This is a genomic window from Methanobrevibacter sp. (assembly GCF_017468685.1).
Lineage (GTDB): Archaea > Methanobacteriota > Methanobacteria > Methanobacteriales > Methanobacteriaceae > Methanocatella.
Map to the genome: position 1 here is coordinate 1 of NZ_JAFUHT010000004.1, position 22,638 is coordinate 22,638.

25 protein-coding genes are annotated in these 22,638 nt (G+C 32.4%); 2 read left to right on the forward strand and 23 right to left on the reverse strand.

Going from position 1 to position 22,638, the window contains the following annotated elements; all coding sequences use genetic code 11:
- Nucleotides 1-135: 135 nt before the first annotated feature.
- Together ltrA and IJ258_RS00325 are read right to left on the reverse strand one after the other, a co-directional pair.
- On the reverse strand, nt 136-1,650 hold the full coding sequence (gene ltrA, locus IJ258_RS00320) for a group II intron reverse transcriptase/maturase (protein WP_292801479.1): 1,515 nt from the start codon (nt 1,648-1,650) through the stop codon (nt 136-138).
- A 615-nt stretch (nt 1,651-2,265) separates the two neighbouring features.
- Nucleotides 2,266-2,796 carry a pseudomurein-binding repeat-containing protein gene (locus IJ258_RS00325; RefSeq protein ID WP_292801481.1) on the reverse strand — a complete coding sequence of 177 codons (531 nt, stop codon included), beginning with the start codon at nt 2,794-2,796 and terminating at the stop codon, nt 2,266-2,268.
- Nucleotides 2,797-2,876: 80 nt separating this feature from the next.
- Here IJ258_RS00325 and IJ258_RS00330 point away from each other — a divergent pair, with 80 nt between their 5' ends.
- Entirely contained in the window at nt 2,877-3,590 is a 714-nt protein-coding gene (locus IJ258_RS00330) for a CPBP family intramembrane glutamic endopeptidase (protein WP_292801483.1), read from the forward strand.
- Between the two features lie 290 nt (nt 3,591-3,880).
- On the opposite strand, the gene IJ258_RS00335 is transcribed toward IJ258_RS00330, so the two are convergent.
- From IJ258_RS00335 to IJ258_RS00420, 18 genes are all read right to left on the reverse strand, one after another.
- On the reverse strand, nt 3,881-4,081 hold the full coding sequence (locus IJ258_RS00335; RefSeq protein WP_292801485.1) for a hypothetical protein: 201 nt from the start codon (nt 4,079-4,081) through the stop codon (nt 3,881-3,883).
- Nucleotides 4,082-4,594: 513 nt separating this feature from the next.
- Nucleotides 4,595-4,798, reverse strand: a complete 204-nt coding sequence (locus IJ258_RS00340) for a helix-turn-helix transcriptional regulator (RefSeq protein WP_292801487.1) — start codon at nt 4,796-4,798, stop codon at nt 4,595-4,597.
- 78 nt (nt 4,799-4,876) lie between these two features.
- Nucleotides 4,877-5,266 (reverse strand): hypothetical protein, encoded by a 390-nt coding sequence (locus tag IJ258_RS00345; protein WP_292801489.1) that lies wholly within the window; start codon nt 5,264-5,266, stop codon nt 4,877-4,879.
- A 50-nt stretch (nt 5,267-5,316) separates the two neighbouring features.
- Nucleotides 5,317-5,994 (reverse strand): DNA alkylation repair protein, encoded by a 678-nt coding sequence (locus IJ258_RS00350; RefSeq protein ID WP_292801491.1) that lies wholly within the window; start codon nt 5,992-5,994, stop codon nt 5,317-5,319.
- A complete protein-coding gene (locus IJ258_RS00355) occupies nt 5,987-6,406 on the reverse strand; it encodes an RNA-binding protein (RefSeq protein WP_292801493.1) in 420 nt (139 codons plus the stop codon). Before IJ258_RS00355 ends, IJ258_RS00350 begins: the two co-directional genes overlap by 8 nt.
- A gap of 31 nt (nt 6,407-6,437) precedes the next feature.
- Complete coding sequence (locus tag IJ258_RS00360) at nt 6,438-6,995, reverse strand: 50S ribosomal protein L15e (RefSeq protein ID WP_292801495.1); 558 nt, start codon at nt 6,993-6,995, stop codon at nt 6,438-6,440.
- Between the two features lie 212 nt (nt 6,996-7,207).
- Nucleotides 7,208-7,381, reverse strand: a complete 174-nt coding sequence (locus tag IJ258_RS00365; protein ID WP_292801497.1) for a hypothetical protein — start codon at nt 7,379-7,381, stop codon at nt 7,208-7,210.
- The gene (locus tag IJ258_RS00370; RefSeq protein ID WP_292801499.1) at nt 7,381-8,121 is read right to left on the reverse strand and encodes a hypothetical protein; all 741 of its coding nucleotides are present in this window, start codon (nt 8,119-8,121) and stop codon (nt 7,381-7,383) included. Before IJ258_RS00370 ends, IJ258_RS00365 begins: the two co-directional genes overlap by 1 nt.
- Nucleotides 8,122-8,267: 146 nt before the next feature.
- Entirely contained in the window at nt 8,268-8,567 is a 300-nt protein-coding gene (locus IJ258_RS00375; RefSeq protein WP_292801501.1) for a DUF2149 domain-containing protein, read from the reverse strand.
- 4 nt (nt 8,568-8,571) lie between these two features.
- Nucleotides 8,572-9,213 (reverse strand): MotA/TolQ/ExbB proton channel family protein, encoded by a 642-nt coding sequence (locus IJ258_RS00380; RefSeq protein ID WP_292801503.1) that lies wholly within the window; start codon nt 9,211-9,213, stop codon nt 8,572-8,574.
- Nucleotides 9,214-9,849 (reverse strand): peptide ABC transporter permease, encoded by a 636-nt coding sequence (locus IJ258_RS00385; RefSeq protein ID WP_292801505.1) that lies wholly within the window; start codon nt 9,847-9,849, stop codon nt 9,214-9,216.
- 218 nt (nt 9,850-10,067) lie between these two features.
- Nucleotides 10,068-10,637 (reverse strand): FmdE family protein, encoded by a 570-nt coding sequence (locus IJ258_RS00390; RefSeq protein WP_292801507.1) that lies wholly within the window; start codon nt 10,635-10,637, stop codon nt 10,068-10,070.
- A gap of 9 nt (nt 10,638-10,646) precedes the next feature.
- Nucleotides 10,647-11,450, reverse strand: a complete 804-nt coding sequence (locus IJ258_RS00395; RefSeq protein ID WP_292801509.1) for an ABC transporter ATP-binding protein — start codon at nt 11,448-11,450, stop codon at nt 10,647-10,649.
- A complete protein-coding gene (locus IJ258_RS00400; protein ID WP_292801511.1) occupies nt 11,441-12,454 on the reverse strand; it encodes an iron ABC transporter permease in 1,014 nt (337 codons plus the stop codon). Before IJ258_RS00400 ends, IJ258_RS00395 begins: the two co-directional genes overlap by 10 nt.
- Nucleotide 12,455: 1 nt before the next feature.
- Nucleotides 12,456-13,562, reverse strand: coding sequence for an ABC transporter substrate-binding protein (locus IJ258_RS00405; protein ID WP_292801513.1), 1,107 nt, complete (start codon nt 13,560-13,562; stop codon nt 12,456-12,458).
- Nucleotides 13,563-13,789: 227 nt separating this feature from the next.
- Nucleotides 13,790-14,200, reverse strand: a complete 411-nt coding sequence (locus tag IJ258_RS00410) for an HIRAN domain-containing protein (RefSeq protein WP_292801514.1) — start codon at nt 14,198-14,200, stop codon at nt 13,790-13,792.
- Entirely contained in the window at nt 14,201-14,941 is a 741-nt protein-coding gene (locus tag IJ258_RS00415; RefSeq protein WP_292801516.1) for a hypothetical protein, read from the reverse strand.
- A gap of 5 nt (nt 14,942-14,946) precedes the next feature.
- On the reverse strand, nt 14,947-16,137 hold the full coding sequence (locus IJ258_RS00420; protein ID WP_292801518.1) for a glycosyltransferase: 1,191 nt from the start codon (nt 16,135-16,137) through the stop codon (nt 14,947-14,949).
- A gap of 57 nt (nt 16,138-16,194) precedes the next feature.
- Here IJ258_RS00420 and IJ258_RS00425 point away from each other — a divergent pair, with 57 nt between their 5' ends.
- Entirely contained in the window at nt 16,195-16,497 is a 303-nt protein-coding gene (locus IJ258_RS00425) for a DUF3795 domain-containing protein (protein WP_292801520.1), read from the forward strand.
- A 223-nt stretch (nt 16,498-16,720) separates the two neighbouring features.
- On the opposite strand, the gene IJ258_RS00430 is transcribed toward IJ258_RS00425, so the two are convergent.
- The 3 genes from IJ258_RS00430 to IJ258_RS00440 all read right to left on the reverse strand — a co-directional run bounded on the left by IJ258_RS00430 (nt 16,721) and on the right by IJ258_RS00440 (nt 22,575).
- Nucleotides 16,721-18,055 carry a hypothetical protein gene (locus tag IJ258_RS00430; protein WP_292801522.1) on the reverse strand — a complete coding sequence of 445 codons (1,335 nt, stop codon included), beginning with the start codon at nt 18,053-18,055 and terminating at the stop codon, nt 16,721-16,723.
- A 102-nt stretch (nt 18,056-18,157) separates the two neighbouring features.
- Nucleotides 18,158-18,820 carry a hypothetical protein gene (locus IJ258_RS00435; protein ID WP_292801524.1) on the reverse strand — a complete coding sequence of 221 codons (663 nt, stop codon included), beginning with the start codon at nt 18,818-18,820 and terminating at the stop codon, nt 18,158-18,160.
- On the reverse strand, nt 18,778-22,575 hold the full coding sequence (locus tag IJ258_RS00440) for a right-handed parallel beta-helix repeat-containing protein (protein ID WP_292801526.1): 3,798 nt from the start codon (nt 22,573-22,575) through the stop codon (nt 18,778-18,780). The genes IJ258_RS00435 and IJ258_RS00440 overlap by 43 nt, the downstream gene beginning before the upstream one ends.
- Nucleotides 22,576-22,638: the final 63 nt, after the last annotated feature.

Genomic DNA, 22,638 nt, shown 5'->3' on the forward strand with positions numbered 1-22,638 from the left:
AATCTTAATCTGATGTGGCCAGTTCCCGAAACTCTGCATTTGACATGGACGTCGGATAAGGGAGAGAAATTGCTTTCTTTCCCTCTCCTAAGAACCGTACGTGTCCCTTTCGAGACATACGGCTCAAGCAAACTTTCATCCAGTAGAAAATGAAAATTTAGACTTTCTAGAATCGAAATATGCTTTTTTATCACCATCATATGGACTATAATCATGTTTTACCATAATATATCTCCTAGGTTTAAACCAAGCCATTTTCTCCAGAATTTTGCCAGATTTCGGGTCTGTTAGAACCCAGTTATTACGATGTATGCCATCATCATACAAAGGATAGTAACGGTTTTTAATCCATCCCTTTCCTTTATTAGAATGAAGTCTCTTTAGGAAATTGAATGTTTTATTCCATAGATAATGGTCCATAGTGGCAAGTTCGTAACCTGTAGAAACAGCATATCTCCAATAGTTTGCAGTACCTCTGATTACAGGATTTAATCTGTCAATTAGAAGACTGACATTATGACCATGTGTAGTTTTACAGATATAGTCGACTTCTTCTTTAAAACTTTTCAGGCTATCCTTGGATGGTCTAACACGAGATATGTTATCCTTATCCCGTCTGAAGTTAAAGCCTAAGAAATCAAATCCTTCAGAGATATGTGTTATTTGGGTTTTCTCTTTGGACATTACCAAACCCCTTTCATCCAGATAGAGTTCTAATAATTCAGGCACTTTGTTTATATCGTCTTCTGTCTGTGCGAATACTAAAAAGTCATCCGCATATCGAGATAGACGATATTTACCTTTAGACACGACTTCTTTAACGGTTTTCCCATTTCTTGTCCTGTTGTAGGCCATATATGATATGCCCAGTGCTTCTTCCATCCCGTGAAGAGCGATATTTGCTAACAATGGAGATAAAAGACCTCCTTGAGGAGTACCTTCATATGATTTATAATGAATTCCATTGTCCACAAATCCGACTTCTAGAAATCTTTTAACAAGATTATAGTATGGAAAATCACGGACTTGTTTTAGAATAAAACCATGTGACAGAGTGTCAAAGCATGCTTGGAAATCACCTTCATATATCCAGCACCATTTACCGCTTTGGATATTGTAGTAATTTCTTCTTACGGAGTCATGTTGCCTCCTGCCTGGACGAAAACCATTACTTGTTGGTTCAAATTTTGCTTCCCATTCGGGCTCCATGGCCATACGGATGATTTCTTGATAAATCCTATCTTTAATGGTAGGAATACCTAGAGACCTTAATTTTCCGTTCTTCTTGGGAATGTATTTGCGAAGTACTGGCTTTGGTCTATGGAGTTTAATATTCTTCGTCTTGAGAGTATCATATAGTTCACCACGGGCTAAATTAGTAGTGGCTCTAAAACCATCGATACCCGGACTGTATTTGCCTTTATTTTCTTGAGTAACTCTTCTTATTGAAATTAATAAGGACGAGTTACATCTCATTACTTGCCTTTGTAAATCTCTGACTTTCTTTTTATTATTTTCTCTACTGGCACGGTATATACGCCTTTGTAAACTAGTTACATGCCGATTGGGTTTGTTCCAGTTGATGGAACTCCAATCGGTAGTGATTGGTTTCGCGGGCTCACAAATATTGTTATTTGGAGTTAATCTCATTATTTGTCACCAATTCCTTCTAGTATTGTTTATTATTTACAATCGCGTTTTATACGCATGTTGTTCACCATTCGAAAGTTGGCACAGGTTTCCCTGCCAAAACACTATGGTTTTGGTATCTGTCCATAGTTATATTTCTCCATTCTATTTTCCTATGGGTCTTTCGACCATTGACAGCATTTGCTTTTCTTCGAAATCCTCTGTCCTCCACAGAATTAGGTTTCGCTCACGCTCGACTTACCACAAAAAAAAGTTTTGTGGACTGTGAAGGATTTACCAAGTTGATCTCTTGTCAGTTGCGAACAAGGGACGATTCGGTCTGTACACCGGCAGATCTATGGGTTGTGAAATATAAATATCAATTCAGTATTTATTTCCTATCTGCAATCCAATAGTAGCTTTCTGTAGCAAATGTATTCCACCTATCGGTTGACGTCACGATGCTTACAACCATTCACCCGAAGGTTAATCGTTCTTGTCCTTCCCCTAGCCTTTAAATACTTGAATACTAAATATTTAATTAGACATATCGTCATGCAACCTGTCAGTCCATTACTAGATTAACAGTTTCAGAGGGGGAAATCCCACACAACAGGGATTGAGAATACTTTATTCTCACTGAACTCGATGGAGAGAAGAGACCCTAGCTTGTCGCACAAACTGCACATCATAACCTAATGATTTAGCTATTCTATAATATACTTGTCCCCAGTCAACACAATTGGAACCTTTACTGGCTTTAGCATCTGTTATTATTTTCCTGTCTGTTTTTTGTGAATCAAAGTATTTACTGTACAATTTCTTGTTGGCTATAACATCTAAAGCTTCATCAATATTATCACCTTTGAAATTATAAGTCTTTATAAATAACTTCATTGTTGAATCATCATAGTCAGGTAATGTTGACTTACGATAGACAATAGCTGGAAGCCTTCCGTTTGCTCTGATATAGCTTTCAGTTCTTATGGCCATGTCCACATATTCTGCTTTATCGATTTGGGTTCCATTCTTTAGCATTACATAATTTGGAAGAAAATCTAAAGACTTGTTGTCTTTAATTAAGGCCATTGTATACATTGCTACTAGCTTATCATTTCCTAATTTCTTTGCTTTCTTTTCTATGTCCTTGCAGTTACCTTTTAGCAAACAACATTCGTTAACTATTTATAACAAATTTATTAATATTAAAAATATAAACTATTTTAACTTTTAATGGAGACAGAAAAATGAGTGAATATTTCAAATATGAAAATAAGGATTATGATATTCCTTTTTTAAACGGGATTCCAGAGCTTACAACTCCCAAGATTATAGTATTAGTTATAGGATTTTTAATCACATTCATAACACCATTTGTTGTTCCTCTAGAAGGATTTCATATCCAAAAAGCTTTAATAGTCTGTTTTGCAACATTAATTCCTATAATTTATGCTTTGAAAGGTAATCTGTCAATGATTTTTAGAGTTCCACAAGTTAAAGACATCAAAATAATAATTTTAGGTCTAATCGGAGTTATGATTTTATCAGCAATAATCAATTTTATTTTAACCGGAGGAATTGGTAACACTGCAACGGATGCTGCAATGAAGGGTAGTCCAACCGTATTAATAATTGGCTTAATAATCCAACTGGTCGGTGAAGAACTGTTCAAACTCATACCTTTAATATTAGTCGTTGCATTCACATACAAATCATTAGGACGTAAAAATGCAATAATTGCTGGAATTGTCATTTCACAGTTACTCTTTGCATTGGTGCACATTCCTGCATACGGATTTGACTTAAAATTTTTAATTCTTGCACTGGGCGTTGGCGGCTGTATACTGCCGATAACCTACATACATACAAAAAATGTTGCTGTACCATACTTCATACACTTAATTGAAGATCTTATAGGATTAGTTGTTATGCTTGGAACTGCAGGACTTTTATTTTTCTAGATTATGGAAATATCCATAATCATTTTCTTTATGAGACAACCATACCACCACATATACTATACGAATAAACCACCTCTCGTTAATCAGCCCCATAAAACAAATAACATTAACGACGACCATTTTGAAATAGAAACTTGTTTTTGAAATCTGAAAACAGCAATTTATGCCACATAAATTACCTATTTTTCATAAACATTAATATTTAGTTGATTTCATTTTTTTAAATAGCTATTCAAATTAACTTTCGTGAAAATTTTTCCAAAATATTAAATAACCACATCCGATAAAGTCTATAACAAAGTTGATTGAAAAGTACGTGTAAGTGGTACTACTTTTTCATGAGTTTCAATATAGCTAGGTTCTGAAATTTCCTTTACAACATCGCTTTCTTTAACTTCCCCAAGCAGCAATGGTGAATCAGGATTATGCAACTTCTGATTTCTTTTAACCAGCTTCATGTTGCTGTTGGCGTAACAATAATTGCTTGTCATCAATTGTTTATAATAATTTCAGCATCTTACCCTGCAACTTTTCCAATAATACTCAAGTAGTTACCTTTGCATCATTAGTTGGTTCAGGTTATGTCAGTGATTATAGTAGATGTTCAGGATTTGTATTTCCACCATCCCAGTTTCACCCAGTATAGATGAAAATATTTAATTATCATGATTTCTAAAAAAAGTAGTGTAGAGAAAACATAAGTATGACAACTTTCGCATGCCCTTTCATATAACCTACCTCAATTTATTTTAATTAATAATATTTTACTTTTTAGATTATATATAAATAGCTATTTGAAATATTTTTGAATTGTATCATTATAAAAAAAACACAATATAATAAAATTAAAACCGTTATCTTTTAAAAATAAAATAGAATGTTAAATTTTTAATTTAAGACTTTTAAAAATTGCAATATTCAAAAAATGAGCATACAAATTGATTATAAACAAGCATATTACTAGTGTTCATAAGCTTCACAAAAGAATATAACTTAATTTTAAGTTAATCTAATTCTTTTAACATGAACACTTCGGCAATGTATTCTTTTTTAAGTGCCTTGACAATATTATTTGCATCGATTAATGTTGGTTCAAGAGTATTGTTTTCTATTGCATTTAAATCTTCAACTGACATGCCAATTGCATGAGCAAGCTGTTTTTGAGTCATTCCCAGTTCCTTTCTGAAAATAGCGATATTGTTTTTCATGATATTTCCCAAAAATAATATTTTGTAATATATTTTTTACAATATTATTTTGGGATTCATAGTTAATTAATCTTTTGATTAATTAGGAACTACTGTAACATTACCTTCATAAGTACATCCAGCATATTTACCATCACCGGCAAAAGTAAAGTCTCCATAATAGTTATCATCACCAGCATCTGACAAATATTCGGCATTTTCAATAGTGAACTCACCATTTTCATCAGTCACTGCATCCACCAAGGTTCCCATTTCATATCCTGGCTTGTGGAATGTGACGGTCTTGTTTGCAACACCATAACCATATGCATCCATCAGCAAACCTGAAAATGATCCGTTTTCTTGAACTTCAGTTTCATTTACAATAATGACCGTTGATACATTATTGTTGAACTGAAACCAGAAAACAGCAATACATATTACCAAAGCCACCAAGAGAATTATCAAGTATTTGCTTTGTTTTTCCATTAAATCACCTAATTAATATATTAGAATTATTCTAAAATAAACTTTACCAATTAGTGATTGAATTTATTTTGGACTTTTTCACTTTCAAGCTCCCTAATCGCTCCACGAGCAACCCATTTACTTGACTTGCAGTCGATTTCAAGAATTTCATAGGAAAGTTCAATTGCCTTTCGATTATTTTCAAAATCAATCTTACCGATTTGTCTTATGGCCCAGTTAACTGATTTTTTAACGAAATTACGATTGTCCTTTGAACCATCCTTTAGAATGTCAAAATATCTGGTGAAATCCAAATCTTTTTCATGAACTGCCAAAACTGCTATCAGACTAAAGGCTGTTCTTTTGGTAAATTCCTTATCACTATCGCACCAGACAAATATATTGTCCCAAGCTTCGGGAATGAATCTCAAAAGATTGATGCATGCCTGGTCAACCAGATCCCATGAATAGAACTCATCAACCCACTCATTCAATTGGGACGAGGTTACCTTATCTTCCTCTTCAACCAGTGTTGCCATAATGTAGGTTTCATGATATCCGTGATTCCACAGTTTTTGTGCCAGTTCATGATTCTTACCACAGCTTTTGGCAATCCTTTTGATTTGAGGTATTCTCAAACCGTAACTTCTAACATATTGAATGCCGAAATTCTTCATGTTTTGAGCATAATCAACATCTGACAAGCTTTCAAGCTCATGAATTATCTCATCAAATTCCATTTCAATCATTTAAAATAGCTTGACGGACTTTATCCACTGCAATCTGCTTTTTAGCAGGAAATGCTGCAATTTTAACTTTTAAATGAATTGCATCTCCTGAATCCTTAATAGTCCATATTTCATCTAGAGCGTCAGATTTATCAAATCTTAAAAACCAGTTACCTTTATCATCTATCTTGCGCTCCAAATCCCCGTTGAGTTTATCCAAGTCGGTCCACTTTAAAAGTGTATTAAAAAAAGTTTTTGTGAATCGTTTTTTAGAAACAATTCCGGTTAGAATTATTATCTTGTTTTCAAGTAATCCTTCAGCCTCTTCAGCTTCGATTTCAGCTTCAGGAAGAATATTTAAAATAGCTTGACTAATATCATCAACGCTTTCATTTTCATAAACGAAAGCCCTAAACTTAATATTATGAATCATATCAATCAAAAAAAAAGGATTTAGAAGAAAATTATAATTTTCTTCTTCTAGCTTGTTCAGAGCCTTTTCCTTTAGATTTGATTCCACGTCCTTTGTTACCAGCACTGGTTAAGCCTCTGAGAGCTCTGTTAGTGTGTTTTTTGGAGCAAATCCAATTGATTTTTTTATCGTTAACGATAGAAGGACTTTGTGGATCTACTAAAATTACTTCATAATATTTATGTTTACCTGTAGACCATACCCAGTATGAGTTTAAAACTTCTAAGTTAGGGTATTTTTTAGCTACACGTTCTTCAGCAATTCTTTGAATAGATTTTGCTTGGGTAATTTTGTTTACACCCATTCTTTTAGGTTTACGACCATTGAAACGACGAGTTTTTCTTCTTCCACCACGTCTTACTCTGGTTCTTACTACAATAAAACCTTTTTTAGCTCTGTAACCTAAACTTCTAGCTCTGTCGAGTCTAGTAGGTCTTTCAATTCTTTGAACTACTTTTTGCTTTCTCCATTTAGGAGCTCTTTCCCACATGAGTTCACGTACGTAAGACTCATCAGGATTTTTCCACGCATCTCTAATATATTTATACATAAATTAACACCTTTTTGTTCAGCCACCAAGGGCCACATCCATATGGGAACTTATCCCAAAAAAAGTAATTTACCACTGTTAAAAATAACAGTAATAAAATATTTGTTTTAAGTATTTATAAAAGTATCGATGAAATTAATCATTTCATGGAAATTTAATGCCCAAATTCTAATATATTACAAAATTGGCATTCTCAAAAATTTTTTTATACACTAATCTGATTCAATTTTTTTAAGAAATTGTCTGATAGATTCATCCCATTTTTGTAAATCATCATCTGAAACACTATCTGGTTTTTCCAAATTTACAGTAAATTCCTCAGGGTACTTAGGAATCCCCCTACATTTTGATGCATAACCAAGTCTTTTATTAACATTATTAGACATTATTGAATCTCCTTTTTATTTAAAACTAAATTGATTTCATTTATCTTTTTATCGATAACATTTAACAAATAATCACCAATATATAATTCTACATTAGAATTAATTGTTTTTGCATTGATATACCTTGATTTAATTTTATTATTTATTATATTCATATCTTTCGCAAGATGATACTGAAAATTTTGTCTAATTTCTTTTTCAACCCTGCCTTTAAATTCAACAACCCAAAAAACATCAATGGAAGTGATAATTTCGTAATCTTCAAATTCATTACATAAAATATCAAAATTATCCGAAGACGGAAACGAATAATAATTCTTCGGATGATTATGTAACGAAGCAATTTTTCTATTTTTGAAGTGAATTTTATCATATTCTCCACCCGTTTTATCCTCGTCCCCTTTCCAAGAATATATTACATCACCGTTTGTGTAATCAAAATACAGCATCCATTCAATATCCTGATTAACAGTTTTTCTGTGAAATTCATCAACCAATTTACAAGCCTCCGGACAAAAATCCTCAGGCAAATCTTGTGGATTAATAGATTTGACAGATTTATCAACTTTTAACAGCTTATATTCCAACCACCCCATATCTGGAAAATCAATATCTCCAAAAGATAATACCAATCCTCCACGATTATCACTTAAAAACTTTCTAAATTCATTCACAGAAAAAGTAGCTGCTAAAAATGCAATTATCCATAATCCGATTAATTCAAAATTTTTAATTTTCATGAGTTTATTTTAGCATTTAAGATATTTAAAATACTCAGTTTTAAATAAAAACAATTTTACAAGCTCAAATCAATATTATAAAGTGAATAAATATTTAAAAGAAAAAAATAGTAAAAAAAGCGAAGTTAAAAAACTCCTAAAACAAGTTAACCCGATACCATCACCAGCTCACCAGTAGCGGGATCTTCATATACCTTTCCGACTTCACTGTATCCGCTGTCTTCAAGTCCACCAGCATCAGTGTAATTCTGCGTGAATGTATCAGCAGTTGAAACGTCCTGCGTTGACTGTGACTGTGTAATCATATCCGGATTAGCGGACAATGCCATAATTGCAAAAATCAAAAACCCCAAAGCCAAAACAAGCATTGCATCGGACAGGTTATTTAATCCACCCATAGGATCATCATCAACTGATTCAGAAATCCTTCTTCTTTTCCTAAGCATCAAATCACCATTTGTTCATTGTTTCAAGTTCCGCTTCAGCAACGGTTTCAACATCAATAAGTTCTGATTCGTACCATTGCTTTTTGTATTTTGATATTAAAAATGCAATAGCTCCCACGGTCAAACCTGTGACAGTTGTGTCAAATGCAATTGTCAGAGATTGGGCAAGAGTTGCAATGTCTCCTGTTCCAAGCGCTGCTAGTCCGGGACCTAACGGTATTAAAGTACCTAAAAGTCCCAATATTGGTCCAACACGAACTAATATATCAGTTTTATTAGTTTTTTTGATTAATCTTGTCTCATGAGCAGAAATCAATTCACTGGCCAATGCTTTTCTTGCTTCCGGCCCTATATCATGATTGTCTGCAATTCTTGTCAAAATTTCCTTTTGATAATCAAACAAGTCACTTTTTGAAATTTCATCTTTCATTTGAGCCACATTGGCTGAAAATGAAACTCTCCTGACTAAATCCTCCAAATTTCTTGAACTAATGGCTTTTCTTGAAATAAACTCATTAATCAATCCTCCGAATGCCAATATGACAATAACTATCGAGACTACCAGCAAAACAACAACCGGTGTTAAAAGACTTTCAGACAGGATATGAATCAATGAAGTTAATGTTTCAGTTCCCTGAATAATCATTTATTTCCCCCTTGTATCATTTATAAGCACACCTACAACTAAAACAACAATAACTCCTATTATAACATAAATTAACTGATAAGTTGGAGTTAATATTAAAAATGAACTAAACATTGTATAGTTAAGATTTAATGTAGAATTATATGTCAATGCAAAAAGAAAAATCAATATTGACTCTAAAGTCATGTACTCACCAATTAAAACTGGATACTTCCTTTTTGCATGATGCAATAATCTTGTAAGCTGAAAAACGACAAATAGAATAATAAAAAATAATAAAGAATATGAAAGGGAATTAAAAACATTAAGATTAGCCTGTGAGGACAATAATATAACTGAGATTATGAAAATAACTAAAATTGAATAATTTAAAACTTTAATATTATTGTTTTTAGTACAATACACCATCATAGCAAATGTCAAGATAGATATTATTAAAAATATGTACCCAAAATAGTCCAACAATTCTAAATTTATGTTATTTGAGGCATTTATTAAAATAAATGTTATAATGGTAAATATTGCTGAAATTGCAATTAATTTCAGATTATTAATTTTATTATTGCCAAAAAGCAATGCTATATTGGCAGCGAATAAAACCAACAATACTAATAGATATCCTCCCATTAAATCCATTTTTTAACCTTTCATATATTCTTTATACAATTAAATATTAATCAACATGAATATATAAACATATCGAAATGAATTATTAAAAAATAAATCAAACAAACGAAAATAGACAATTAAATAAAATAATGATTTAAAAACTGTTTTAGATTAATTAAGCAATAAATTTTGATAAAAATAGAAAATAAAATAAAATGAAAGTAATTAATAAAAGCCATTATAAATTACTCTTCAATTATCTCATAATATGACCCTTCAGCACAGGAGATGCAAACAGGTTTTCCACCAATGAGTTTATGCCTGCCATCAGATACCTTTTCACCACATACAGAACAGAATGTAGTAGTATAAGGTTTACCAGGCATGTCTCCAGGACCCAATTCAATTTTAACCTTGTCAACCTTGAACAGTTCTTCAGGTGGAGTTCTTCTGAACCTTGCAATCATTTCCTCCTTGGTTTCCTCATCCTTGAACTTCTTATTGGCATCAGCATCAGTTATTCTGAGTGCCTCACCGGTTTCCTGGTTAAGAAATGTAGCAGCAAACTTGCCGTAATACATTTGCTTTAATGATCTTTTACCCATAGAGCATCCTGTTACAGACTGTACTGCATCAGACATGCAGCGGTCAATTTCCAGAAATACAATGAGATTTTTATTTCTCTGATTCAAAGGCATTTCAAGCAGTTCCATACCATACATTGCAAGTTTGGTTCCGATTGCAATTCCACCGCAGACGTGTCCGTGAAACTCTGCAGCCTTTGCCAATTGTTCATCATAATCTTTTTCATTCATACTATCACCTTATAATTCTAATTTTAAATTTGTTTTCATTGGTACACAAACTTTTCGCTTGCCATCCAATTCTATAAGCTTTACATCTATTGAATATGCTTTTTTCAGGTTTTCTTCAGTCACCACATCATCTGGAGCTCCGAAATCAATGAATTTCTTGTTTTTCATGATAGCCACTTTTGTCGAACTTAAAAATGCATGGTCTGGAAAATGAGATGACATTATGATTGACAAACCTGTTTTTGCGAGATTGTCAATAATTTCCAGTAGTTTTATCTGATTTCCAAAGTCCAAGTGTGAAGTTGGCTCATCAAGAATCAGGATATCCGGTTTTTGACATAATACTCTTGCTAAAAATACAAGCTGGCGTTCTCCTCCACTTAAATTGGTATAATCCTTATCCTTCAGATATTCAATGTCTAATGTTTTCAGAGCTTCCAGTGCGATTTTTATGTCTTCATCTCTCGGAGAATCAGTCAGGTTAAGATAAGGAGACCTTCCCATCAGTACAACATCAAACACCTTAAATGGAAAAGAGGGCACATGTGATTGGGGAATATAACCGATATGTTTTGATATTTCCTTAAATGATAACTTCTTAATGTTTTTGCCGTTGATTAGTATTTCACCAGAACTAATTTCATGAAATCCGTTGAGACATTTAATCAGAGTGGTTTTTCCAGTACCGTTTGGCCCCAGAATACATAAGACATCTCCTTTTCCAATTGAAAAACTGATATCTGAAAATATTTCCTCATCATCATATGAAAATGAAATGTTTTTTGCTTCAAATAATTTTGAGTCTATGACCATTCTGAATAACCCCTTTTAAGTAAGTATAAAAATATCGGAACACCAATAATAGCTGTGAGGATACCGATTGGAATTTCAATTGCAATCACAGCACGTGATATATTGTCAATCAGCAATAGAAAACTTGCACCCAAGCTCAGTGAAGCCGGAAGCAACACCCTGTTGTCCGGTCCCACTATCATACGGGACATGTGAGGTATAATCAGTCCGACCCATCCGACAATACCGCTTATGGATACTGCAGCTGAAGTGAGTAATGTACAGCCTGCAATAATCAAAAGCCTTATTTTTGACGGATCCAAACCTAAAGACTGTGCCTCCTCATCACCCATTGCAAGCAGGTTCATTTGCCATCTCAAAATCAATAATATTGCAAGTCCTATGATGACAGGTATTGCAATCATAAAGAGTTTATCCGCATTGATTGATGCCAAGCTACCCATCAGCCAGTATACGATTTCAGGCAGTTTATCGTCGGGATCTGCAATAAACTTAATTGCTGAAATCAGTGAATTGAAGAATGCTGAAATTGCAACTCCTGAAAGTACCAGTACAAGTATTCCACCAGCCTTATATGATTTTGATATCAGATAAGTTGTTGCAACTGATATCAAACCGAATACAAATGCAAAAATCTGTGTTATAATATTGGCTCCGCTTAAAAGGATTCCAAGTGCCGCTCCAAAGCCCGCACCATTTGAAACACCCAAAAGGTCAGATGATACCAATGGGTTTTTGAATATTGATTGGAATGCCGCACCAGAGATTGCAAGTGATGCACCGACAACTATTGCTCCGATTATTCTTGGAAGCCTTATTTCAAAGACTATTGTTGTTATTGTTGAGTTGACCTCCAGTTGCGGAAATATTGGAGATAAAATCGTATTTATCACATCAACAGGACTGATTGGATATCTGCCTATCAGAAATGAAGCGAAGAATAAAAATATTGGAAAAAAGATTAAAAGCACAATACTTATAATCTCTTTTGATTCCTTATCCATTTTATAAATTCTCCTCTTTAAGTCCAGAGCCTAATAGAATATCCTTTGCCTGGTCGTCACTTAAATCAAAGTGGTAGAAATTACTGTAGAATTCCTTGGTTGCGCCAACCATGTCAATGTCCTTATAGTCATTAGGATAGATTACCTTTGCAGTCCATGGAACACCAATAATCATGTTTGCCCCTACAGGCCTGTCAAACCATTTGAATGGAGATTGCGGTGAGAGATATACTTCATGGTTTTTAACTGCATCAAGTTTGCCCCAGTTTGAATCTGAATAAACGCTTGCATAGAATTCCGGATCTCCAGTGATAATTATATCTGGATTCCAGCTGATTACCTGTTCCATTGACACTTGAACTCCACTGGTAGTGTTTCCCTGAGCAACTGAATCAGCCACATTTACACCACCAACCAAATCAATCAGCTGACCGTGTGTTGAGTGTGAAGGGTTTGTCTGAAGTCCGTCATCACCCTGAGCATAATAGACTGTCTTTTTGTCACTGTCGGATAATTTGGATGATTTTTCATGTACAATGTCCAAGTATTTGTCGTTGAAGTCATTGAGTTCCTGTGCCTTGTCTTCGGCTCCGACAACCTCACCCATGAATGTTATTGACTCGCCAATCTTTTCCACATTGGTGGTATCCTTAACAGCAACGACAGGTATTGTACCGAACTTTTCCTGGCGTTCCTGAACGGTTGATGTATCACCGTCGCCGCCTTCATCAATGGATTCAATTACAATGTCCGGTTCTGAAGCGATGAATTCCTCATAGCTTCCGTCCTGTGTACCGTACCATCCGCCGACTACTGGAAGGTTCTGGTATTGTCCTGGAACGTATTCCATCTCATCATCTGTCCATTGGAAGTTGACAGCCTTTAGTTTGTCCGGTGCAATCATGTACAATACTGTTGTCATTGGAGGACTTGTAGCAACGACATTGCTTACTGATGCAGGTATTTCCACTTGCCTGTCAATCATATCAGTAATGTTTTTGGATCCAACAGTTTCTACAGTTGAAGGTGTTAAAAACAAGTGTGTAGCCAGTCCCGCTACGACTAAAACAACTAACAATAAGATTATTACTTTGATTTTCTTTTCCATTATTAAAACCCCTAAATATATTATCGATAAGAATATATATTCACGAAGTTATTTAATAAGTTTTCTAAAATAGTAAAAATTACTATAAAATCAAATAATTAAATAATAAATTTTTAAATAAGAACTAAAAATAGGCAAATATATTTTAGACATATTATAAATAATCTTTTTTAAAAAAAACAAAATATTTACGTTATATATTATTTTTCAATTTATACAAATTGTTTTTAATCTTTCATGAAAATTTTAAATTCAACAATACGATAATCATCTTCCCCAATATATACTGCAGGTTCAATAGCCAACTTTTCAATTACACCATACAACTCTTTTCCCGCATCCATCAGATTAGCTAAAACATTATTATGTTTTCTTGGAACATAACCTATCTTATCACCATTGAATTTGACCAAAATTGCCTTTTCATCATAGTAATTTTGTTTTTCACGGAATAACTGCAGATATTCTCCTTTTTCCAATTTAGGAAAAATATCATCAATATTATCTATAAACATTAATCCAGCTACATCAACTGTGATAAGATAAATATCCCTGTGAAATGATTCGATTTCACGTTTATTATGTAAAAATTCTACGAATGTGGAAATTTCAGAATTTGTCTTTTGAATATTAGCCATTTAAATCATTGCAAAAATCTTTTCTTTGTATTTTTGAATTTCATCATCAAATTGCCTGTTCAACTGTTTAAGTTCATTTTTATATGATTCTATTTTAATAAAATCTTTTAGCAAATCTTTTTTATTGTAAGGATAATTTATTTTTATTTCTTGAATTTTATCCTCATTATATTTAATTAATTCATTTAACCGGTCAAAATCAGAGACATCATCAAACTGATTATTAGGTATTAAAAGATATAATGACTCCAATGTTTTTAAGTCTCCATTTTTAAACGCTTCATTAATCTGAGTAAACAAGTTTAATTGATTTTCATTCATTTCATTGTTTAAATCAGGATGCAGGGCAAACACACATTTTTTATATATGGATTTGAGCATTTTTACATCATCTTTTGAAAGACAAGAGTAATGGGAATTCAATACTTTTTCCAGCTCCTTCATCTGCTTTGCAATATTTTTTTCATAGCTGGAAAATTCCTTTTCAATCTGTTGGTTAATTTGGGAAATGTCAATTTTTTCTTCATTATTGATTTTAATTTGAATCAATTGAACTTTTCTTTTAAGTTTTGATAGCTCAACATCCTTTTTGTATAGTTCATACTCCAATAATCCGAATTGCCTAACATATTTATGTTCCAAGTTTGGGCAAATTCTAAGTTTAAGTTCATTATATTCAAAAATCAGTTCAGATAATCTCTTTTTTAGACTTTCATACTCTGGATGGACAATTATTGACATAGTATCTATAATAATTTTTTCATAGACTCTTCGAATTTATCTGTTATGGCTTCCCAGTCATTGGATTTGACATATTCACGTGCATTACCTGTAATTTCATCATACTTCTTATTATCAATGATATTTTTAGCTGTTTCAAGAACTTCCGTTGCATCCTGAATGTATTCAATACCATTGCCGTATCCGAATTCCTTTGACAATCCCGGCAGTTCAGATGCAATAACCACTTTTTTCATTGCCAAATATTCATAAATTTTGATTGGGACAATATCCTGCATTATCGGCTCATCGATATGTGCCGGCAGGAGACAAAAGTCAGCAGATGCCAAAAATTCAGGTATTTTTTCAAAGGGTTGTTTTCCGGTCATTATCAGTTGATCTGCCATATCATACTCATCACGGATTTCACACATTTCCTCATATGCATCGCCATCACCCACAACAAGTATCTTGTAGTTGGGATATTTTTCCTTGTTCTCACCCAAATGCCTTGCAAGTTCCTTCATTCCTGCAAACTCATAAATCCAACCCATAAAAAAGAGCACTATATCATCATGAGCAATACCATATTCTTCACGTATTCTAGAATCATCCAAATCAGGATTATAGCTTGCAAGATCAATTCCTGCATCAATCAGTATTGTCGAATCCGGTTTTGCACCTACACTGTATGCAAATTCTGATAACTTCTTATTGATTGTTATTACCAAATCGGCATTTCGGATGGTTTTTTCAGTGAACTGCTGTCCAAGTTTCTGAAATGCCTTTTCAGGAATCAATGCATAAATAACATCAATGAAATAGTAAACAAATGGAATATTATGTTTTTTGGCCAGTCTTGATGCATTGTAAGAGTTCAATATTCCCAATGCAAGAATGATGTCCGGTTTGAATTCTTCAATCTGATGTTCGATTTCTTTTTTATGAGTAAAGAATAATGTTGCATAGTTCAAGCCCTTGATTTTAATAAATCCTGGCCTTATCACTTCAATATGAGTGTTTTCTTTGATTTTTGAAACATTTTCATAAACTTCCTTGTGATAAATCAAACCTGTGTCATCATCATTTGGCCAATCGATTGGATAGTCAATGACCTTGATTTGATGGCCTCTTTCAGCCATTCTTTCCATTAAGTGGTGCTGCTGGTGAGGGTTTCTCTCTAGCCAATCTGATTCCTGAACAACTAATATTTTCATAAGACGTTATTTGTCGTTGAATAAATATATAAGTTTCTTCAACTAAAATTAATTATCATGAAAATGCCAAATGAACTGGATTCAAAGTTGCTTGCTCCCTGCGGGATAAATTGCATCAGTTGTGAAAAATACCAGAATCCGTGTGCCGGATGTTTAATCAGTGATGACGGTAAAAGCAAGGCTAGTTTAAAGTGCAAAATTAAGGCTTGTTTTGACAAGAAGAATTTCAGCTACTGCGGACGCTGCAGTGAGTTTCCATGTCCCTTGATGAAAAAGCATTCCAAAAAGTATGTTAAAAGGCATGGACTTGACACTTTAGGTTCCGCTAAAAGAATAAAGACTACTGGATTGGAAGGATGATGAACGAAGACCGTGAGAATTGGTTGTGTCCCGAATGTGGTGGCGTTGTTAAATTCCAAACTCATGAGTGTTCGGAGTGCGGTTTTCAAATCGATTAAATGAAATTTATGACAAATTAAATGATACGATTCGATGTAAAACTAGATTATTATCAAATGAATATATTATTAAATTGATTTTAATTGAAAAATATAAAAAAATGATGTAGGAAATCTACATCAACTTATTTTTTAACAATAATTTTGCCAGTTTTGCTTGCACTATTATATACATTATCACCAGCAAATTTAACAGTGTATTTGAAGGTTCCTTTTTTAGTGACTTTAACTTTTATGGAAGCTACACCTTTTGAATTTGTTTTAGCAGAAAATGTTTTACCATTAACTTTAAGAGAAACTTTTTTACCTGAAATAACCTTATTTCCAGATTTTAATGTGATTTTAACAGTTTTTGCTTTTTTCACTTTTAAAGTGGCTTTTGGAGCTTTTAGAGAAGATGATTTCTTACTGACAGCGATTTGAACACTGCTGAAAGTGGATTTATAATCATCATCACCTGCAAATACCAGTGTAGCATAATGAGTTCCTGAAGTTGAATATTTTACCGGCAAATTTATAATTCCCACATTATCAGTTGTTAGGCTTCTGGATTGTCCATCAAGAATGATAACAACATTTTTATTTGGAATAGGTTTATTATTAGTATCTTTTAGTGTGAACTGCAGATTTCCATTGTCTGAAGCTTTAATATTCAGACTGGAAGAGACTATAGTTGTGGAAACTAATTCTTTCACTTTATTTTCAACCATTTCAACACTATTAGCGTTTATGTTTGTTGCATTGATTGACTTTATGAAACTATTAACGTTTCCAATGACGATATTTTTTATTGTAGTATTTTGAGTATTGTTTAGAACTATTGCATTGAACAGGAAATCATTCGGGTCATATTTGGAGGTTTCTTGGTTAACTCCAACCCAGTTGAATGTCAGGTTTTCAAGCAATACGTCATCGGCATCTACATAGACTCCGAATGGATTGTAGACATTATTTGCAATATAGTAATAGTCATTTGTAAATGAAAAACCGCTTAGGACAGTTCCATTGGCTTTTGGGGAAATATAGAATATTCCATTATCGGCAGGACCTTCACCATACTTCATCATATGAGTGTGGTGAGGACATACTCCAACACTGGTGCCGGGAGTTGCAATTATTGTTAAAGTCTTATTGATCATAAAATGACAGTGAACAAATGTTCCATTTAATACTATGGTATCTCCAGGGTTTGCTTTATCAATAATCGGTTGCACTGTAGGTTTTTGGACCTGATTCGGATTATCAGGATCAGGAGCAACATAATATGTTTGAGGTCCGGTTTCTTCATCACAGCAATCTGATTCGTCAGTAGTTAATTTACTATCATCATTAATTTCAATAATATCCTCATTTTCATCAGTCAAATTTAAATCATTACTGTCCTGAGCAGAAATGGATGAAATAAATGTTAAACCAATGATTAAAATTAAGGATATGATTATTATTTTATTTATTTTCATATAATTTCACCTAATAATTTTATCAATATGTATAGTTTTTACTATCATAATATATAACTATTGTTATAAATTGAAGTAAAAAAAATATAATAAAAAAATTAATTATATTGGAATTTCACTTTCCGGAACTTCATACAAGTAAGTAACTTTAAATACCCTTGATGTGGAATTGATTAAAGACCCAATGGAAATTTCAATTTTATTGTTTGAAGCATTGAAGTTATTAGAATCGAAATTAAATGTTCCAATACCGTCCACTACATCAAAAACAACTTCTACTTGTTTATCAGTTCCACGATTTAATGTTGCATACATGTCAAACACTGGAAGATTTGAAGCCAACAATCCATTTTTATAGAATTTAATGCTATAATTTCCAAAGGAATTATAAGTCATATTAAATTCGATGTTTGTAGTATTTATTCTTGGACACATTGTTCCATAACCTACAACACCTGTGTCATTATCCCAAGTAACAAGATTGTTAGTACCATACCAATTTGGTTCCAATTGTAATTTTTCATTTGGATTTAAAAGTCCACCACCATATATTCCCTCAGGATTTGCACTTAACTCACCAAGAATCATCATACTTGGACCTCTGGCATTTCTATAAATTGCATTATCAGTCACATGAGGTTCAACAGCATTTTCGCAAAGATCATAACCTGCATTGAATCTCATTCCTTCAAGAACATTATCTGTAATAGTGTTTTGAGTAATTACAATTCCAGTGGAATAATTTGCATCAAGAGAAATACCCAAATGGTTTGAAAATATATGGTTTTATTGATTGTAACATTTACAGCAGAGTTATTCAGGAATATTCCATAACCAGATGGTCCTTCAGGAACAGTCATAATATACAATCCGATGTTTTCTGTTATTTCATTATTTAAAATTTGAGTGTTTGAAACGCCAAATCCATATTTTATACCATAATTGTTTTCTCTTAAAGTATTATCATCTATTAATAACTTTGAGGAATCCTGGGCAAATACTCCACTTTCAAATAATTTAATCATGTTTTTATTTAATTTTACATTTGATGAATTAATAATGCTTACACCATAACCTGGCAAATTAATGATTCCTTCATTATAGCTACTTAATATTGATTCATCCAAATTATTAGAAATTATATTATCACTTATATTCACCCCATCAGCATTTTCCACAACAACTGCATTTCCGGAATTTCCGTTGATTGAAAATCCGTCAATAGCAACATTTTCAGCTGATATTGTAAAGACAGGATTATTAATTTTAGCGTTTAATGCTGTTTGACATTGAGATTGAATATTTAAGGATTTTTTAATTATTAAAGAAATATCAAAATATTGATTGCCTAAAAACTCAACATTAACATTTTCACCAGCTTTATCCAAAATGCCTTGAATTTCACTATTTGACAAACCATTGTCAACAAATACCGTGTTAGTAACATCTTTAACAGTGATTTTATTTATTTTGGAAACTTCTTTGTACTTATCACTACCCACGTACTTAGTTTCAACATCATACACTCCAGGAGTGGTGAAATTTAAGTTTATGCTAGCAATACCATTGCTGTCAGTTGTTTTAGTTACACTGTGACCATTATAATTAAATATAATGTTGTGATTAGATAGTGCATTGCCTGATGCATCCTTGAGTGAAACTGAATAATCTTTAAGCAAATCTTTTGAATAAGTCTTATCAGTGCTAATTATGTCTGTTGCAATCTTATTAACATTTATTTTACCGGTTGCAGCAGAAGACTTATAAATTCCATTTCCATCATAGTTAACTTTAACAGAATAGGAGTTTTCATCGGCAAAATTAAGGTTGAGGCTGACCTGACCTTTAGAATTGGTTGTTTTAGCATATGTTTTACCGTTGACTTTAAGTGTTAATTTTTGTTTGGATAATGCATTATTGCCAGATTTTAAAGTTACTGTATAAGTGGTTGATTGTTTAGGAAGTGTTGAAACAGTGGGTGCTGTTATTTTTGTTGCTGCTTTAGCAACTTTAATTGATCCTTTTGAAGATGCTTTCTTATAGATTTTACTTCCTTTATAGCTTGCACTTACTTTATATGTTTTGAATTTAGAAAATTTCACTTTAATTGTAATTAAACCCTTCTTGTTGGTTTTTTTCACATATTTTTTATTAGCAATTTTTATTGTAACTTTTTGTTTGGCTATTCCTTTACCATTGCGATCCTTTAAACTGATAACATATTTTGTAGAGGTTTTAGGCTTAATTGTTAGTTTTGGAGTTGTTAATTTAGCCTTTTTAGAGGAATATTTAACAACGATTTTATTAGTTTTTGAAACTGCTTTATATTGATTAACCCCGTTGTAAGTTATTTTAATTTTATAAGTTTTCTTATTTTTATTAAATTTAAGTTTTACTTTTGCAACACCATTACTATTGGTGGTTTTAGTGTAGGTTTTACCATTAACTTTAAATGTTACTTTTTGATTAGCTAAGGCATTACCTGATTCATCTTTTAATGTTATTGAATAATATTCCGCCATTTTAGGAATCATATTAATATTTGAAGAGGTTATCTTAGTTAAGGATTTTTTAACAGTGACAGTTGATTGTGCTGAAGATCCGTAATAGTCAACATCTCCATCCCCAGCATATCTTACAGTTAGTGTATAGGTTCCTTCATTCGCTTCATTAATATTTAATTTAGCCTGACCTCCATTGGAAGTTATGACATTATAATTTTTTGAGTTGATTGTGAATGTCAATGTTTCACCGACAATAGCTTTTCCATTCATATCAGTTAATGTGGCAACAATTTCCTGATTGGAATTAGGATAAGTATTTATGGAATTTACAGACACTTTTGTTTCAATAGGAATGCCTGGAATATATGCATCATCTACAGCAAATGTTTTGGATACTTTATTATCAAAATTTGTTCCAGGTGTTGGCAGAACTGCAGTTATGACATTTCCGGTTTCATTAAACTCCTCCATATAAAATCTAACTGTAGCAGTTCCATCTTTCATCATTACAGTTTTATAGACATCCCCTTCTTGAGGAGCAGCTGTTTTTCCAATTTTATTAAGATAGAATGTTACAGGAACTGAACTTATGTCTGTTGCAATATTTCCATTTGCATCAACAATTGAAATAGAATAAATTCCTTTTTTTACTTGTGTAATCTCACTTAACTGAAGTTCATAGTTACCTGTTTTCGCCCAAACCATTCTAGGTGCATAATAAGTATTCGGACAACTTACAAATTCATTAATTTCAAAAACATAACCTAAAAACATTATTCCCTGATGACCATAATAATCTCCATTTCCCTGTCCCACATAAGTATAGATATCTTTTGAGGAATCATAAACATAATCCCCAACTACTGTATTATATTCATATACCTGTGTCCAAACAGGTCTGTCGATGTCTGCGCTTCCAAAACCTCCATAATTAATCATATAGTTATTGTTAATTACTTCTAAGCTATTTCCTTTTTGAGCTAAATTTGTGACATGAAAATCATTGAAAACTTCCCATTTATAATTTTGATTAAAGAAATTTCCTTTGATTTCGATTTTAACTATATCATTATCGACATACACTCCATTATTCTTATTGAAAGCAATGTAATTACTTAATATATAAATATTATCTGAGGAAGTTAAGCTAATACCATTTCCATTATCTGAAATGTTATTGCTGTTAACAGTCAAATAACTTCCTTTTCCGGAAAATGAGACTCCTGCGTTATTATTATTAATTATAATATTAGATGAAATAACTGTTCTTGTTGAATCAATGATATTTATCCCATTTTTTGAATTTTCTATGATTGAATTTTTAACGGAGACATCCTGTGAGTTCTTAATGTTTAATGCATTTGCACAATTAGATAATTCAACATTTTCAACAATTGTGTTTTTTGAATTTTCAACTCGTATTGCATCCGAATAGCCATTATTTGTAATTTTACAGTTATTAATAGTAACGTCAGAAGCCCCACTAACCAATATTCCATAATCCTCATCATTATAAACATTGTTTTTTATGGTAAATCCTTGAATGACTGTTCCACTGGCACTTGGAGAAATGTAAAAAATTCCTTTATAACCAGAACCTAAAGTACTGCTTGGACATACCTCCATTGTAGTTCCAACATTACTTATAATGGTTAATTTTTTATTTACAACAAAATGACAATGAACATAACTTTTTCCATTGATGATAATTGTATCTCCAGCTTTTGCATCATTTATTGCTTTTTGAATTGTTGATTGAGTCATTTCATTGTGATCCTCTTCAACTTCATCAACAATTATCGTATTAGCAGACAGCACATCATTATTGGTATTTTTAAGTGCATCTTCATCAATTGACTGCAATTTTGCATCATTTGATATTTCTAGATTATCCTCAAAAGAAGAATCTGTCAAGTTATTATCCTCATTATTTGCTGCGGCTAGTGAACCTAAACAAATGAATAATAGCAGCAATAAGGAAAAAATAATTACAAATTTATTATTAAATATTCTCATAAAAATTTACTCCCCAAAATATTATAAAAATATATCAATATATAATTATATGATAATCGATGT

Excerpts from the sequence above, each read along its gene's own strand:
- ltrA (WP_292801479.1), bottom strand. The coding sequence starts at position 1,650 with ATGAGATTAACTCCAAATAACAATATTTGTGAGCCCGCGAAACCAATC.
- IJ258_RS00330 (WP_292801483.1), top strand. The coding sequence starts at position 2,877 with ATGAGTGAATATTTCAAATATGAAAATAAGGATTATGATATTCCTTTT.
- IJ258_RS00335 (WP_292801485.1), bottom strand. The coding sequence starts at position 4,081 with ATGACAAGCAATTATTGTTACGCCAACAGCAACATGAAGCTGGTTAAA.
- IJ258_RS00340 (WP_292801487.1), bottom strand. The coding sequence starts at position 4,798 with ATGAAAAACAATATCGCTATTTTCAGAAAGGAACTGGGAATGACTCAA.
- IJ258_RS00345 (WP_292801489.1), bottom strand. The coding sequence starts at position 5,266 with ATGGAAAAACAAAGCAAATACTTGATAATTCTCTTGGTGGCTTTGGTA.
- IJ258_RS00350 (WP_292801491.1), bottom strand. The coding sequence starts at position 5,994 with ATGATTGAAATGGAATTTGATGAGATAATTCATGAGCTTGAAAGCTTG.
- IJ258_RS00355 (WP_292801493.1), bottom strand. The coding sequence starts at position 6,406 with ATGATTCATAATATTAAGTTTAGGGCTTTCGTTTATGAAAATGAAAGC.
- IJ258_RS00360 (WP_292801495.1), bottom strand. The coding sequence starts at position 6,995 with ATGTATAAATATATTAGAGATGCGTGGAAAAATCCTGATGAGTCTTAC.
- IJ258_RS00365 (WP_292801497.1), bottom strand. The coding sequence starts at position 7,381 with ATGTCTAATAATGTTAATAAAAGACTTGGTTATGCATCAAAATGTAGG.
- IJ258_RS00370 (WP_292801499.1), bottom strand. The coding sequence starts at position 8,121 with ATGAAAATTAAAAATTTTGAATTAATCGGATTATGGATAATTGCATTT.
- IJ258_RS00375 (WP_292801501.1), bottom strand. The coding sequence starts at position 8,567 with ATGCTTAGGAAAAGAAGAAGGATTTCTGAATCAGTTGATGATGATCCT.
- IJ258_RS00380 (WP_292801503.1), bottom strand. The coding sequence starts at position 9,213 with ATGATTATTCAGGGAACTGAAACATTAACTTCATTGATTCATATCCTG.
- IJ258_RS00385 (WP_292801505.1), bottom strand. The coding sequence starts at position 9,849 with ATGGATTTAATGGGAGGATATCTATTAGTATTGTTGGTTTTATTCGCT.
- IJ258_RS00390 (WP_292801507.1), bottom strand. The coding sequence starts at position 10,637 with ATGAATGAAAAAGATTATGATGAACAATTGGCAAAGGCTGCAGAGTTT.
- IJ258_RS00395 (WP_292801509.1), bottom strand. The coding sequence starts at position 11,450 with ATGGTCATAGACTCAAAATTATTTGAAGCAAAAAACATTTCATTTTCA.
- IJ258_RS00400 (WP_292801511.1), bottom strand. The coding sequence starts at position 12,454 with ATGGATAAGGAATCAAAAGAGATTATAAGTATTGTGCTTTTAATCTTT.
- IJ258_RS00405 (WP_292801513.1), bottom strand. The coding sequence starts at position 13,562 with ATGGAAAAGAAAATCAAAGTAATAATCTTATTGTTAGTTGTTTTAGTC.
- IJ258_RS00410 (WP_292801514.1), bottom strand. The coding sequence starts at position 14,200 with ATGGCTAATATTCAAAAGACAAATTCTGAAATTTCCACATTCGTAGAA.
- IJ258_RS00415 (WP_292801516.1), bottom strand. The coding sequence starts at position 14,941 with ATGTCAATAATTGTCCATCCAGAGTATGAAAGTCTAAAAAAGAGATTA.
- IJ258_RS00420 (WP_292801518.1), bottom strand. The coding sequence starts at position 16,137 with ATGAAAATATTAGTTGTTCAGGAATCAGATTGGCTAGAGAGAAACCCT.
- IJ258_RS00425 (WP_292801520.1), top strand. The coding sequence starts at position 16,195 with ATGAAAATGCCAAATGAACTGGATTCAAAGTTGCTTGCTCCCTGCGGG.
- IJ258_RS00430 (WP_292801522.1), bottom strand. The coding sequence starts at position 18,055 with ATGAAAATAAATAAAATAATAATCATATCCTTAATTTTAATCATTGGT.
- IJ258_RS00440 (WP_292801526.1), bottom strand. The coding sequence starts at position 22,575 with ATGAGAATATTTAATAATAAATTTGTAATTATTTTTTCCTTATTGCTG.